The 14,592-nt window shown below is 66.5% G+C and carries 12 protein-coding genes; 8 read left to right on the top strand and 4 right to left on the bottom strand.

All coding sequences use genetic code 11. From position 1 onward, the window contains the following. Positions 1–70: 70 nt before the first annotated feature. Positions 71–2,272, bottom strand: a complete 2,202-nt coding sequence (locus K1X74_01495; protein ID MBX7164998.1) for a patatin-like phospholipase family protein — start codon at positions 2,270–2,272, stop codon at positions 71–73. 198 nt (positions 2,273–2,470) lie between these two features. Continuing rightward, the gene (locus K1X74_01500; protein ID MBX7164999.1) at positions 2,471–3,385 is read right to left on the bottom strand and encodes a FliM/FliN family flagellar motor C-terminal domain-containing protein; all 915 of its coding nucleotides are present in this window, start codon (positions 3,383–3,385) and stop codon (positions 2,471–2,473) included. Between the two features lie 253 nt (positions 3,386–3,638). Here K1X74_01500 and nadA point away from each other — a divergent pair, with 253 nt between their 5' ends. The 3 genes from nadA to mscL all read left to right on the top strand — a co-directional run bounded on the left by nadA (position 3,639) and on the right by mscL (position 5,897). After that, complete coding sequence (gene nadA / locus K1X74_01505) at positions 3,639–4,784, top strand: quinolinate synthase NadA (GenBank protein ID MBX7165000.1); 1,146 nt, start codon at positions 3,639–3,641, stop codon at positions 4,782–4,784. 61 nt (positions 4,785–4,845) lie between these two features. Beyond that, positions 4,846–5,259 (top strand): hypothetical protein, encoded by a 414-nt coding sequence (locus K1X74_01510; GenBank protein ID MBX7165001.1) that lies wholly within the window; start codon positions 4,846–4,848, stop codon positions 5,257–5,259. Between the two features lie 251 nt (positions 5,260–5,510). Next, positions 5,511–5,897: a large-conductance mechanosensitive channel protein MscL gene (gene mscL, locus K1X74_01515; GenBank protein ID MBX7165002.1), complete on the top strand. Its 387-nt coding sequence runs from the start codon at positions 5,511–5,513 to the stop codon at positions 5,895–5,897. On the opposite strand, the gene K1X74_01520 is transcribed toward mscL, so the two are convergent. Together K1X74_01520 and prfB are read right to left on the bottom strand one after the other, a co-directional pair. Further along, a complete protein-coding gene (locus K1X74_01520) occupies positions 5,894–6,406 on the bottom strand; it encodes a hypothetical protein (GenBank protein ID MBX7165003.1) in 513 nt (170 codons plus the stop codon). The two genes, mscL and K1X74_01520, sit on opposite strands and share 4 nt — an antisense overlap. Then, positions 6,403–7,416, bottom strand: coding sequence for a peptide chain release factor 2 (gene prfB, locus K1X74_01525; protein ID MBX7165004.1), 1,014 nt, complete (start codon positions 7,414–7,416; stop codon positions 6,403–6,405). Before prfB ends, K1X74_01520 begins: the two co-directional genes overlap by 4 nt. A gap of 501 nt (positions 7,417–7,917) precedes the next feature. On the opposite strand from prfB, the gene K1X74_01530 reads away from it, so the two are divergent. The 5 genes from K1X74_01530 to K1X74_01550 all read left to right on the top strand — a co-directional run bounded on the left by K1X74_01530 (position 7,918) and on the right by K1X74_01550 (position 14,580). Beyond that, positions 7,918–10,866 carry a hypothetical protein gene (locus tag K1X74_01530; GenBank protein MBX7165005.1) on the top strand — a complete coding sequence of 983 codons (2,949 nt, stop codon included), beginning with the start codon at positions 7,918–7,920 and terminating at the stop codon, positions 10,864–10,866. A 112-nt stretch (positions 10,867–10,978) separates the two neighbouring features. Then, positions 10,979–12,082, top strand: coding sequence for a tRNA 2-thiouridine(34) synthase MnmA (mnmA, locus tag K1X74_01535; GenBank protein ID MBX7165006.1), 1,104 nt, complete (start codon positions 10,979–10,981; stop codon positions 12,080–12,082). A 112-nt stretch (positions 12,083–12,194) separates the two neighbouring features. Then, positions 12,195–12,770, top strand: coding sequence for a sigma-70 family RNA polymerase sigma factor (locus K1X74_01540; protein ID MBX7165007.1), 576 nt, complete (start codon positions 12,195–12,197; stop codon positions 12,768–12,770). A 2-nt stretch (positions 12,771–12,772) separates the two neighbouring features. Beyond that, positions 12,773–13,510, top strand: coding sequence for a hypothetical protein (locus K1X74_01545; protein ID MBX7165008.1), 738 nt, complete (start codon positions 12,773–12,775; stop codon positions 13,508–13,510). A gap of 62 nt (positions 13,511–13,572) precedes the next feature. Then, complete coding sequence (locus K1X74_01550) at positions 13,573–14,580, top strand: PDZ domain-containing protein (GenBank protein MBX7165009.1); 1,008 nt, start codon at positions 13,573–13,575, stop codon at positions 14,578–14,580. Positions 14,581–14,592: the final 12 nt, after the last annotated feature.

Raw genomic sequence — 14,592 nt, forward strand, 5'->3', positions numbered from 1 at the left:
TTCCAGCGGTTGAAGCCGGCATCGGAATCGCTACGGAATGCGCTCGGACGTACTCAGAAATTCGCGTTGCTCAAGGGCGCTGCAAGAACTCCGTAAGCCTGGCCAATTCCCGCTGGTTCGCGCGTCGCGCATTGACTTTGTTTTCGTGTTTGGGATCCGTTTCCTGAACCTTGGGAATCGGCACCGTGGGCCAGTGTTCGCGGATCTCGTTCCGCTCGGCCTCGGTCAAATGCCAGGAAAGAGGCAGACCGGCGCTCAAGTGGAAGAGGAAATGCTCGCACTCCTGGCAATATTTCCGCTGCGTCCACTGATCGAGCACCAGGCTCATTTCCCAGGCGGTTCTTGCCACCTGGGAGTTGTCCTCGACATTAAACATGGTGACCAGCGGGCCTGTGAGGTTGTCCCAGATGCCCGTGGGTTGCGACAGCGAGCCTCCTGCAGTATCAGCAGGTGCCGACGCCCGGATTTCGATGATGGCAAGTCGCTTGGGCTTCGAAGGAGCGTTGCTTCTCAAGTAGTCGTCCAGCGCGGTTAGACAGCTCATCAGCCCGGAGTTGTCGTAATAGCCCCCATCCGCCGCGTGCGGGGCAAACCGCTGATATTTGTCGGGTACACCCGGTCGAGTCAGCGGCGAGATAAATGGAAAGCTCGCCGACAGCCGCACCGCCGTCAGGATGGGCATGTCGAATTGGAAGCCAGGAACATAGGTGAACAAATCGCGGCGGCCCGAGACACGCGGGTCGTTGACCGGCAACCGCGCCGGGGAGGCAAGCAGTCGCTGTCCCGTTTCGTGCAAGGTCGCGTTAAAGATCGGCAGCGGCAATTCGTTCTTCGACAAGGCCTCGCTCCAGGTGGCAAAGGTTACGTCCGGTGCGACGGCATTCTGCGACCACGCCCGTTCTTGAGCCCAGCCTCGATCGTACGGATTCAGCATGCTTCCCGTAGCGATGCGCACCAGGTCGGGGTAGCACATACCCCACACCGATGCCATGAGACTTGACTTACCGGCAACCTCCACGAGCCGGTCTCGGCCGGCGCAAGTTGTCATCCCGGCAAAACCATCTAGGTAGTAGAACGCGCCCAACGAACCTCCCGAGACGCTGCTCACGATGGCCACGTCCTGGTGGAAGCCGGGAACGCTTTCTAAACCCGACAACACCTGTGCTGTCCAGAGAGAGGCGCGAATGCCCCCGCCACTACAGGCAATAGCAGCGAGCGGCTTACCTGGACGCGACCGGCACCACTGGTCGAGCAGCTCCGTCGAGTCTTTGGGGAGCGCGATTTTCGTCCATGGCGTTACACGAAACTCATGGTTCGTCGGCCAGAGCCATTGCCATAACAGCAGCACCACGATGAGACCCGGTATCAAGGGGATCCGTTCGCGGTCCACGAGGAACGCCAAAGCGCCCATCAACCACACAAACAACATGACCACCGCCAGAAGAATTGCTAACGCCGGGATCCTGGCTGGGTCTCTCAGCCAGACACTCAGGAAATCGGCTGCAAACAAATCCGGCAAATTGGGCCAAGCGAGAAACCCCAAGAGGAAGTAAACGCCGAGCGCAACCCACAGATAGCGCAAGGCGCGATGATGGGCGCCTCGCAGCTCAGGGGGCAACCCCTCAAGGAAGTAATCCAATTGCCAGACGCGAGCAGGGGGTGGTGTGGCGACCACAGCCGACGTCCCCCTGGCCCGTCTGCGTACTGCCGCTAGAAATGCCGTGAGCCACCGGACGAACCAGGCCAGAGCAACCCCGGCAAAGATCGCGAGGACGTTGTAGTAAGCCGGACCGTCGGCATGGAACACAATGCGGATCGCTAAGGGCACCCCCAAGAGCAAGGCAAAGATTGCCATCCGATCCGCAACCAGAATCAGCACAGCTCCCGCTGTCGCTGCAGAGACCTGACCTGTCGGCGCGCTCTGCATCGCTTGCATAACGGAACCAGTGCTTCCTGGCTCGCGATAGAAGCCGAGTCCGCACCGATAAGGCACTGATTTCCACGTCAACCAGAAGACGTACATGATCGACCAAATCGTCAGGCATGTTACGAACGTGACGGTGATCGTGCCGATCCAGCCCATGACGAAGATATTGGACAGCATGGTGGGCACAAGCTTTGGTCCTACCCAGGGAAGTAAGACCAAGAACGCCCCGGCGAGCAACGGATAACGGACGAAGAACAGGTATTGAATCAAGTATGTTCGCCGCCGAAAGTAAACAACTGCAAACAGCGCGAACACCAATATCAAGCCCCAGAGTATGATCCACATGAATCAATTCCTCGTGAGTGCAAAGACCGGCGTCAGAACCATTACATTCGCCGAGCGAGGTCTTGACCTGCGCGGCTGATTGTAACGCGATGAATAACGGGAAGCGAATAATTCGCCGCGGATCGCTGCCGTTGCGCGTGTAAGAGTCCACTTTAGCAATGGACGGGCGCTGTTAAGATGCGCGGCGTCGAACCGCCGCTACGCGCTCTGCGCCGGCTTGAAGCGTTCGTCGGGTAGCAGCAGCGACGTCAGGCGGAGGCCGAACTTGTCGCCGACCTTGACGGCTTCGCCTTTGCCGATCGGCAAGCCGCCGACGCACAGCGTCAGCATCTCGTCGCACGACTTGTCGAAATGAATGATCGAGCCGGGGCCCAATTCGACGATGCGGCTGACGCTCTGTTTCTTTTCGGCCAACACGACCTGCAGCGGTACCTCGATGCGCAGCAGGCTCTTGCCGTACTTGGGCAGCTCCTCGAGCGTGCCGCCGGTGGCGCGCTGCACGCTGCGCGCGGCGACCATCCTCGGTGGCGGTGGCGGCGCCGCCGCAGGTTCCGGTGCCGCCGGCCGCGCGGGCCGTGACTCGGCAGCCGGGGCCACTGGTGCGGCGGGTGTCAGAATTGCCGCCTTGTTCGGCAGCGGCCAGACGAGCGCGATCGGCGCAGGCGCACCGTCGGAGATCAGTTCGAGCAGGACCAGGCCTGCGCCGTCCGCCGCGCCGCCGCGCACAAGCGATGCGGACAGCTCGGGCACCGCCGCGGCGAGAAAGTCGTCGGCCGCGCACGCGTCGGGCAGCAGCAGCATGCCCAGCTCTTGCGCCAGCGTGGTCAGCTTGCTCTTGCCGGTCGCATCCGGCTCGGCATACCAATCGGGCAGCACGCCCGACGACTTGGGCACCAGCACCACGGCCGCGGCCGAACCAACGCCGAGCACGATCGCCAGGCCGGGCCCTTGGCAGCATGCCGGTAAGCCGGCCAGGGCGAGGGTCGAAACCTCGCCGACTCCGAGCGTGAGCTGCCGATCGAACGTGCGCGAAAATGCCTCGCCGGCTTCGGCGGCCCCGGCCTGGCAGGCGGCCAGAATGTCCGGGCCAAGCTGGGCATTGAAGTCGGCCATGCGCTTCGACTCGCTAGCGGTGCTGCCGCGCCTTGCTTGCAGCGCAAACGATCTGCGCTGCGGCACTTCACGAATATCGGCGCGGCTGGCCGGCAAACTTTGCCCAGAGCGCGGCGACCGGTCGGACGGCTCGCAAAGCTGTCCCCCCCAACGTCCGGGGGTATACTTGCCTGACGGAAACACCACTCTTCGACCGTCGCCCGCGACGGCCTGCCCTCTTTGGCGACGCTTTCGCGCCGCTCGATTGCCGAACATGTCCACACTTGCCGAGCCCCGCTCGTCGAAGGCCACCTTCGAGCTGGCCCCCTACAAGTCGCTCGACAACGCCACGCTGCAGGCCCGCATCAACGCGGTGCGCCGCGAATTGGGCCCGCGGTTGCTGGTGCTGGGCCACCACTACCAGCAGGACGAGGTGATCGCGCTTTCCGACCTGCGCGGCGACAGCTATCAGCTCAGCCAGATGGCGGCCGCGAGCCGCGATTGCCGCGCGATCGCCTTTTGCGGCGTGCACTTCATGGCCGAAACGGCCGACATCCTGGCCAACACGCCGGCCAAGCTTGCCGAGCGCGACGGCCAGCGCGTGACCGTCGTGCTGCCCGACCTGGCGGCCGGCTGCTCGATGGCCGACATGGCGATGATCGAGCAGGTCGAGGCCTGCTGGGAAGACCTGGGCCAAACGGTCGACACCGAGCAGGTGATCCCGGTCACCTACATCAACTCGGCCGCGAGCCTGAAGGCGTTCTGCGGACGGCACGGCGGCATCGTCTGCACGTCGAGCAACGCGGCCGCGGCCGTGCGCTGGGCCTTCGAGCGCGGCCAGCGCGTGCTGTTCTTCCCCGACCAGCATCTCGGCCGCAACACGGCCAAAGCGATGGGCATTCCGCTCGCAGCGATGCGCGTCTGGGACCCGCACCAGGAACTGGGCGGCAACGACGAGGCCGCCATCGAACACAGTCGGGTGCTGCTCTGGAAGGGACATTGCAGCGTGCACCAGATGTTTCGCACCGAGCATGTCGACCAGTTCCGCGCCAAGTACCCCGGCATCCGCATCCTCGTGCATCCCGAGTGCACGATGGAGGTGGTCGACAAGAGCGACGTGTCGGGCTCGACGGGGGCCATCATTCGGGCGGTCGAAGCGGCGCCGCCCGGCACACGCTGGGCGATCGGCACCGAGCTGCATCTGGTCAATCGGCTCAAGCAGGAGCATCCCGAGCAGGAGATCCACTTTCTCTCGCCGGTGGTGTGCATGTGCGCGACGATGTACCGCATCGACCTGGCGCATCTCTGCTGGTCGCTCGACAACCTGGCCGCCGGCACGCCCGTCAACGTGATCCACGTCGACGACGACACGGCCCGGTGGGCCCTGGTGGCGCTGGAGCGGATGCTCGAGATTCGCTGAACTAGATCGAGAGTGCGATGGCACTCGATTGCCGTACCGTCTTGCGTCCACGAGGTCGCAATTGAAACCAAGCCCCGCCACCGAGCAACAAACTTGGGTTGATGCCGAGGCGAAGAAGTGGACCGTTCTTGACGTGTTCACGCGTGGGGTGTTCGGCTGCGCGCCCAGCATGTTCCGCGAGAATCCGCGTTGGGCAATCGGATGCTTGCTACAGTGGATTGCTCTGGCAATCGTCGTTACGACTAATCAATTGGCCGCGGCCATGCCTTTGGTGTTGAGTGTTGTAAGCGCCCTCCTCGGGGTTTTGGCCTTGTTCGGGGGGCTCATACTTGCGGCGGGCCGGGGCCCCGTCCTCTGGATCCCTGCGCTGCTGGGGATCGCCCTGCTCGTCATTATCTGCTGTATTGTGTATCCCTTACGATTCTTTTTCCCTGAAGAAGAATCGTCGATCGGCCGGCGCGAATCGTCCTCATGAACTCTCTCTTCGGCGGCATCGTTGAGCCACGTGCGCAAGCTGGTGGTTCGGCGCACCAGTTCGACGTTCGTGTTCAGAACTACCGAACCCCGCCATCTCGTCGCATTATCGACAGCAGCGCTGCTCCGCGCCGCAACTCTGCCTTCCCTGAACTGTTGCCTCGCAGCTAGACTTTCGGCGCCGCCGCGGGCGAGCATTTGCTCCGCCGTGTTGTTCGCCGCCCGCGGCACCCTACCGATTGGAGGCTCGCCATGGGCATGCTGCAGGAATTCAAAGAGTTTGCCATGAAGGGCAATGTGCTCGACATGGCGGTCGGCATCATCATCGGGGCCGCGTTCGGCAAGATCGTCAGCTCGCTGGTGAACGACGTGATCATGCCGCCGATCGGCTACCTGTTGGGCAAGGTCGATTTCTCGGCCCTGAGCGCCAAGCTTCCAGTCGAAGGCGCCGATGCCAAACCGGTCGAGATCAAGTACGGCTTGTTCATGAACAACGTGCTCGATTTCCTGATCGTGGCCTTCGTGATCTTCCTCGTCGTCAAGCAGATCAATCGCTTGAAGAAGCCGGCCGCAGCCCCGGCTGAGCCGCCGCAGGAAAAGCTGCTCCGCGAAATCCGCGATCTGCTGGCCCGGCGCTAGGCCGGGAACGCGACGCGATACGCCCAGCGCACCGTCCGCGGAAGCTCTGCGGCGTCGCTGGGCGCGCCGATCGCAATGCTCTCGTCGCGCGCGACGAACGCACCGCCAGCCGACTCGACCGACCGGAACAGCTCGGTGCCCGCGCCGCGGTAGCGGCTACCCAGCCAGGCCGGCGCTTCGAACACCCGGCACGCCAGGTCGAAATCGAGCGTCGCTTGGGCCCGATCGAACGCCACGCTCGCCGACCAGTGGCTGCGTCCGGCCATGCCGACGCCCAGCGCGAGTTCCACTCCGCCGGGCCGCGTTTCGCAGTGCAATTGCTGCAAGGGCGGGCTCGCCGGCCAGACCTCTTCGGCGGTGCCTTCGACGGAGCAGGCCAGCGTCCGCCAGTGATCACCCTGGCGCGCTTGAAGCTCATGGCCGTAGCGATCGCCGTGCCAGGTGAACACGACGCGCCACCGCTCGTCGCCCAGCACGACGGCCTCGGGGATCGGTTCGCCGCGGCTCACGCTTGCGAACCTTGTCCGACGCGCCAACGCAGATAGGCGTCGAGAAAGCCCTGGATGTTGCCGTCGAGCACGTTGTGGAAATTCGTCTCGCCGTACTCGCTGCGGGCATCCTTGATCCGCTGATCGGGATGCTGGAAATAGCTGCGGATCTGCGCGCCGAAGCCCGTCTTGGGCTTCTGGCTGTACTTGGCGGCTTCTTCGGCCTCGCGGCGCTCTTCCTCGAGCCGCGCCATGCGGGCCCGGAGCATCTTCCACGCCAAGGCGCGGTTTTGATGCTGGCTGCGCTCGTTCTGGCACTGCACGACGATCCCGGTGGGCATGTGCGTCAGGCGCACGGCGCTCGACGTCTTGTTGACGTGCTGCCCGCCGGCCCCTCCCGCGCGATACACGTCTTCGCGCACGTCCTCATCGGCAATTTCAATTTCGCTCGATTCGCTCACCTCGGGCGAGACGTCGATCGCCGCGAAGCTCGTCTGCCGCTTGCCTTCGGAGTTGAAGGGGCTGATCCTCACCAACCGGTGCACGCCCGCCTCGCCCTTCAAGTAGCCGTAGGCAAACGGCCCACGCACGGCGAGCGTGGCGCTGTTGATGCCGGCCTCGTCGTTGTCCTGCCGGTCGAGCACCTCGACCTGGTAGTCGTTCTTCTGGGCCCACATCGTATACATCCGCATCAGCATCTCGGCCCAATCGTTGGCGTCGGTGCCGCCGTCGCGGGCATTGATCGTCATCAAGGCGTTGCAGTTGTCGTGCGGACCGTTGAGCAGCGCTTTCAGCTCCAAGTCGTCCAGCGCGTTTTCGACGCGCGACAACTCGGTCACCAATTCGGCGGCGAACGCAGCGTCTTCGCCGGCCATTTCTTCCAGCGCCGTGATATCGTCGCTGGCGCGCATCAGGTCAGCCAGCGGCTTGACGACGCCGCCCAGCGCCTTCAGCTCGGCAACCGTCGCCTGGGCCTGTTCCTGCTTGTCCCAGAAGCCGGCCTCGCCCATGCGGGCCTCGAGTCGGGCCATTTGGGCCCGTTTGCCCGCGTAGTCAAAGAGAGTCTCGCAACTGAGTAATCCGGTCCCGAATCGACTCGGCCCGATCGCGCGGTTCTCGATCCATGCCAGCACGGCTCCTGCGGAAACGAGGGACTCTCTTGCGCGGGGTGCTCGGCCGGCGATTACCGGCGCGGGCCAACCCCTGCTGCCGCAAAATCATATCGCCACGAGGCCGGGGCGGACAGGCGACCCGCGGCCGCCCCCGGCCCGCCGAACGTCGACTCACCCTCGGCCGGCAAGACCCCTTCAAGTCGTTCTCTCGGCACAGCCGATACGCCTGATAGAACCGATCGCCTCGTCACGCCCGCGCAAGTTCGGCGGCCCGCAACGCCGGCAAGAACTCCTGCGAAAGGTGCGTGCCAGGGCCCTTGTCGACCCAGTTCCCGCCCGAGCCATCGCGCAGGCGCAGGCAGCCGTCTTGCCGCGCGCGTCGGGCAGCACTTTCTGGCGGCCTTTCGAGGCCGATGCGTCATGGCGCAAAGTTCTCTTGGCTCTTCCGGCAGCCTGGCCTGCGTTGCCCGTCCCCGCGCGGCCGCCCTCAGCATCGGCTTGGGCGTCACCGCCGGGTTCGTCACCGGCGACAATCTGACGATCTGTCTGTTGTTGGCCGCCGCGGCCGTGCTGCGGCTGCCGCTAGTCGGCTTTGCCGTGGCCTGGGCCCTGGGCCTGTGGGCCGGTTGGCTCCTCGTGCCGCTGTGTTTCGTCGCCGGCCAGGCCGTGCTCGATACCTTACACCTCGGCACCCTCTTGAGCACTGCGCTGGGGCCGGTGGCACTGGCCGTGCTCGGTTGGGACCGCTACACGATCGTCGGAGGTCTGCTGCTAGGGCCGCTGCTGGCCTTACCCTGTGCCTGGGCGCTGGCGTTCGCGCAGCGCCGCGTCGCGCAGCGTCCGTGCATTACCAGCGCTGCCGATGAGCAGGTGCTGCTGATCGGCCCGAGCGCCACCCAACGCCTGCTGGCCTGGCTGGCGGGCACCACGTTCCTGACCGCCAGCGCCTCGCGCGGCGCTGCGCAACGCAGCTACTGGCGCCCGCCGGCATGGGCCTGGACCACGGCTAGCGTCGCCGCGCTGACCTGGGCCGCGCTTGCGCTGCCGTCGCGACACTTCACGGCCGCCGTGCTCAACGAATTGTCCACCGCGGTCGGAGTGCCGCTGCGGGCCGACGCGGTCGAAGTCTCGGCGGCCGACGGCCGGATTCACATTCTTGGTTTGCGTGCGCTCGATCCTCAGGGGTCAGGACGCGAGATCCTGCGCGCCGAGGAAGTGACCGGCAAGATTTCCACGGCGCGGGACATCCTGGCCGGCCAGTTCGCGTTCGACCAGGTTTTGGTCCGCGACCTGCGTGCGATTCCCTCGAGCGTTGAGACGCCCCCACAGATTCTGCCCGAATTCGCCGCGGCACTCCACGAAGAACACGGCGCGTCTTCCGCTGGGCCCGTGGAACTTCTGCTCGAAGGCCAGCTCGTTCGCGGTGGCGCCGTCGCCCAACGCTTGCACTATGCCCACCAGGCGCTCGGCGTGCTCGCGTCGCTGCAAACGGCTCCCACGCACAGCGCCGAGCACTCGTCCGCAATTCATTCGCGCGCCGCCATGCGCGCGGCCCGCAGTAGCCTGGGGCGCGCCGCGCCGCATGTTTCGATTGAATATCTCCAGATTGACGAACTGCCCGTGTGCTGGAACCTCGGCCGCGACGCGGTACTGCGGCTGCGCGGATTCAACACGGCCACGACGGCCGACGCGCCGCCGGTCCAGATCGACCTGTCGGCGCCGGAACTGACCCTGACCGCCGCCGTGAGCCTGTCGCGCTCGCCAACCGCGCCGCACCACGTGCGCCTGCACCTCGACCCGCTGCCGGCTGCCGACGTGATCGCCGCCGCGACCCACGAGTCGCTGCACGTGGTCGGGGGTACCGTGCAGATCGACGGGCAGGGTGTCTTCCTCGACGACCGTCTGCAAATCGAACTCAGCGCCATCGGCGAAAACTTGCGCACCGAAGTAACCGGCTCGCACAACATCGCGGGCATAACCCCGGTCACCTGGAGCCAATGCCTCGCCGCGGTGCCGGCCGTTCATGCCCGCGCCACGCTGGTCGGCACCATGCGCCAGCCGCGGCTGCGGATCGATGCGCCGGCGATGGTCGATACGCTCGCCCGGGCATTGCGCGACGCCGGCAGTGCGGATTTAGCCGCCACGCTGATCGACGAACAGTCCGGCAATCCCGTTGGGGTGCCCGCGCCGCAAGAGGCGTATGCCCAAGCCCCGCCCGAGGCGCCGGCGACGATTGCCGCTGCTGAGCCGCATCTGACGGCGGTGCCTGGCACCGAAGACACCGCGGCATTACCCGCGCCCGACGCGCAGCAGCCGCCCGCAGCGGATTCGCAACTGGCCGATGCTCCGGTGGAGCCTGACTACGCTGCGCCGATACGGCCCGCGCCCGAACCGGCGACGGCCGACGCTCAGCATCCCGAAATCGCCGGTGCGACGGTGGAATCGGCCGCCCCATCGAGCGAAGCCGCGCCGCACGTCGCTCCCGCCGCAGTGTCAACCGCGACTCCGCCAGCGGTCGCCGCGGCGCCGGCACAGGCGCCGGTCGCCGACGAGTTCGCTGCAGACGATCCGGCAGACGGCGTTTACAACCCGCTGCGCGGACGGCGCGCCGGACAACTTCACCGCCAGGGGCTGGCCCGCGGGACGCGCAATCCGCAGTCGTGGGAGGCGCAACGCCAGGCCCAAGCGCCGGCGCAGGCACCCGAGCCGCCGGTACTCGACACGGCCGTCGCCGAGCGCGAACTCGCGCGGCCGCAACCGTCGCAGGCCGTCGCCACCGATCGCCGAACCGATTCGCCGGTGCCGGGCGGCCCCACCGCACCGGCCGCCGACGTCGCTACGACAGCTGGGCCCCGAACAACGCCACCGGTTGGCGCAGGGCCCGAGTCGCCCGTGCCATCCTCTCCCTACGTGGTGCACGAAACGACCGCCGCGCCGATCCCGGCGACGCCGTTCGCCAATCCAACCACGACTCCCGCCGCGCCGACCGGCCCGCAGCCGACGGTCGTGACGGCCACCGACCCGCAGGCTTCGAGGGGCCCCTTGGATTTCGAGGTCGGCTACGATGAGCAGAACGCGCCGCTGGCCGGCATGCCCGTCCCCGCCGAAACCGCGCCCGGCGGCAACCTGGTCGTCGGCCAACGGGCCATGGCCGTGACGACGACCGATCCGGAGGCAGCCCGCGGCGCTGCCGGCCCGGCGCCGGCCAAATCGAGCCTTTGGGCCCGGATGAAGTCGATGCTGCGGCGCAAGCCCGCCACCGAGGAAGGCACCAGCCTGGCCCCGCCAGAAGAACCGCGCGTCGCCGGCCGGCCGAAGCGTTCGCTGTTTGCGCCGCGCGGCGAAACGTCGGGCACGGTGCAGCAGTAATCTCGGCCGTTGCGGCCCCGGATCGCCGCGGGGCCGCGGTTGTCGCCGCCGGGTAGCCCGTCTAGATTGCGCTGGGGCGATACTGCTTTCTCCTGCGCATGGCGATTCTGGCATGTCCCGGGTGGTGCTGGCGATGTCCGGCGGCGTCGATTCGAGCGTCGCGGCCCATCTGCTCCTCGAGCAGGGCCACGAGGTGATCGGCGTCTTCATGCGCCATGGTCACACGATCGAAACGGCCTGCGCCGTGCCGCAACCCGTCGGATTGCCGGTGGTCTCCGCGCCCGGCCGCAAGCAAGGCTGCTGCAGCGCCAGCGACGCCGCCGACGCGCGGCGCGTGGCCGATCGCCTGGGCCTGCCGTTCTACGCGCTCAACTTCGAGCAGCACTTCGCGCGGATCATCGACTACTTCGTCGACGAATACACTCATGGCCGCACGCCCAATCCGTGCGTGGTCTGCAACAACTGGCTGAAGTTCGGCACCCTGGCCGAGTATGCCGACTCGCTCGATGCCGAGCACATCGCCACCGGGCACTACGCGCGGCTCGAAGCATGCGGCGACGCGGGGTCGCCGGCCTTGCGCCGTGGGCTCGATCCCGGCAAGGACCAGTCGTACGTCTTGTTCGGCATCGATCGACGGTTGCTCTCCCGACTGCGGTTTCCCGTGGGCGATTTCTCGAAGGACGCGATCCGCGCGCGCGCGGGCCAATTGGGATTGGCCGTGGCCGACAAGCCCGACAGCCAGGAGATTTGTTTCGTGGCCGGGGGGCAATACGCCGAGTTCGTTCGCCGCCATGCGCAGGGCGACGGCGGCGGCGAAATCGTCGACACCGCAGGCGCGGTCCTGGGCCGTCACGAAGGGGTCGAGCAGTTCACCATCGGCCAGCGGCGCGGATTGGGCGTGGCGCTGGGCGATCGCCGCTACGTTGTGCGGATCGAGGCCGATACGCGCCGCGTCGTGATCGGCGAACGCCACGAGCTGGCCCGCGATGCGCTCGAAGCCCAGCGCGCCAACTGGCTGATCGATCCGCCCGTCGAGCCCTTCGCTGCCGAGGTGAAAATCCGCTACCTGACGCCCCCGGCAACGGCCACGGTCGTCCCGCTGGCCGCCGATCGCTTCCGGGTCGAATTTCACGAGCCGCAATACGGCGTCGCACCGGGCCAGGCGGCCGTCTGCTATCGGGGCGACCGCGTCCTCGGCGGCGGCTGGATCGCCTGACGCCGCAAGTCGTTGTGCCAGTTAGACGTAGCGCATCGCGCCGGTGCGGCGGGGCAAAATCGTTCCGGTAGCCGGCAAGAACTTCGGCCGGTGCGGTAACTACGATTCTGGCATGGCGCGAAGCAACCCACCGCCTGAGCCGGCACGAGCGGCCAATCCCTCGGGGATCGACTGGGGGGCTGCGCTCACGGAGCACGGCCCGTGGTTGCGCAAGGTCATCCTGGCGCGCGTCGGCGAACAAGCAGCCGTCGACGAAGTGTTTCAGGAGGTGGCCCTCGCCGCCGTGTCGCAGCGGGCACCGCTGGCCGACGCCACGAAAGTGGCGCCTTGGCTCTACCGCTTGGCTGTGATTCAGTCGTTGCTGTATCGCCGCCGGCGCGGACGCCAACGCAAGCTGGTCGATCGGTTCGCGCAGACCGGGCTCGCCGAGAACTCGGATCGCACAGCCGATCCGCTCGACTGGCTGCTGGCCGACGAGCGCCGCGACACGATCCACGAGGCCCTGCGGCGGCTCGGCCCGCGCGACGCCGAAATCCTCGTGCTCAAGTACACCCAGGACTGGAGCTACCACCAGATTGCCGAGCGGTTGGGCATCAGCCACAGCGCGGTCGAAACGCGACTGCATCGGGCCCGCGCAAGGTTACGTTCCCAGCTTGCCGAGACGACGACAGCCGTTAGCACGTCCTAGCCATGAACGAATTCAATCTTCCCGCCGACGACACCCCCCTGCTTGAAGAACGCACGTTCGACCTGCTGGTCGACGGCGAACTGCCACCCGCCGACGAGCGCCGCTTGTTGGCCCAGCTCGATCACACGCCCGACGGCTGGCGCCGTTGTGCGCTGGCGTTCCTCGAGGCGCAGGCCTGGCGCAAACATCTGGGTCCGATCGTCGGCCAGCGCGACTTGATCGCCGGCGCCGCACCGGACGCCGAGCCGGTCAAGCTGAAACTGCCGTCGGTTGCCGGCCGCGCGATTCGCGCTTGGGGATCACGGCTCGCGCTGGCGGCAAGTTTTCTGCTCGCGTTTTCCTTGGGACTGGCATTGCGGCAGTTCGGCGTGGGACCCACGGGCGAAGCGCCCTCGGTGGCCACGGGCAGGCCACCGGCCGCCGGCCAGGTCGCGGTGGCCGCGCCCGCGCCGGAACAATCAGGCGGCGACTTGAAACGCCTGCGTCTGCGGCTGGCCGGCTCGCAGCAGCCGGCCGAGGTCCAATGGCCCATGTACGAACCGGCCGAGTTTGCCAACGGGGGCGGCGCCGCCGGCGAGTCGGTCGCATCCGAGAAGCTCGTCAAGGCGCTCGAAGAGCAGGGACACCAGGTGAACTATCGCCGCGATTGGGTACCCGTGCAACTCGAAGACGGTCGTCAGGGGTTGGTGCCGGTCGATCGGCTCGACATTCAGCCGATCGAGTGGAACACGTATCAGTAATCGTTCGCCATCCGCAATGCGTGGCACGCATCGCCACTCATCGAATTGAAAGGGAGACCACGATGATTTCCGAACTCTGGATTCGCCGCCTGGGCTGGGTGGCCACGGTCGGCTTGGTTCTGTTGTCTGGTGCCTGGGTCCAAGCCCAGCAGCCGCCACCGCCACCACCGCCGCCGCCGCACGATTTGCCCGAGGCCGGATCGCCCTTCTGGTTGGGTGTTACCTGCCGCCCGGCGGACGACGTGCTGCGCGATCAGTTGATGCTGGCCGAGGGGGAAGGCCTCGTCGTCGTGCACGTGGCGCCGGGCAGCCCAGCGGACAAGGTCGGTCTCAAGCGGCATGACGTGCTGCTGAAGGCCGCCGGCCAACCGCTACACGACCCGCGCGAGTTGGCCGCAGCCGTGCTCGACGCGGGCGAGAACGACGCCAGCGTTGCGCTCACCCTGCTCCGCGGCGGCAAGGAACAAACGCTCGAGGTCAAGCCGGCCAAACGTGAAATGCCCCCGCTGCCGACCGGGGGCTTGGATTTCGACGACCTGGTTCGACGGCTGCAAGAGCGGCTCGGCGCCGAGGGTTTGCGGATCGACCTGCCGCGACCGGGCGTCATCGTCCGCGACGTGTTTGGCACGATCGAATTGCCCGAGGACGTGACCATCACCGTCGAGAAGCATGCCAAGGACCCGGCCAAACTGACCGTCAAGCAAGGCGACAAGACCTGGGAAGTGACCGAAGACCATCTGGCCGAGCTGCCCGAGCAGTTGCGCGGCCACGCCGAACGAATGCTGGGCCATATGCCGCCGCTGCCGCCGGACGTGTTGCAGTGGTTCGCCGATCGGCCCGAGGCCCGCAGGGTGCATGAACTTGCCGACCGGGTGCGTCAACAGTCGCCCGATGAAGCGGTTCGCGCCGCCGAAGACTGGCTCCGGCATCACTCGGCCGCGCCGGAAGTCGAGCGGCTCATCGACGAGCGGCTCGAGAAGATCAACGAGCGGCTCGAGCAACTGCAGCAGGCGATCGACAAACTGCGGCAGGAGCAAGTCGCCGAACCGCAGGACAAGCCGGGAGCCTGATCGCCCGGCCTT

Source organism: Pirellulales bacterium (assembly GCA_019694435.1).
Taxonomy (GTDB): Bacteria; Planctomycetota; Planctomycetia; order Pirellulales; family JAEUIK01; genus JAIBBZ01.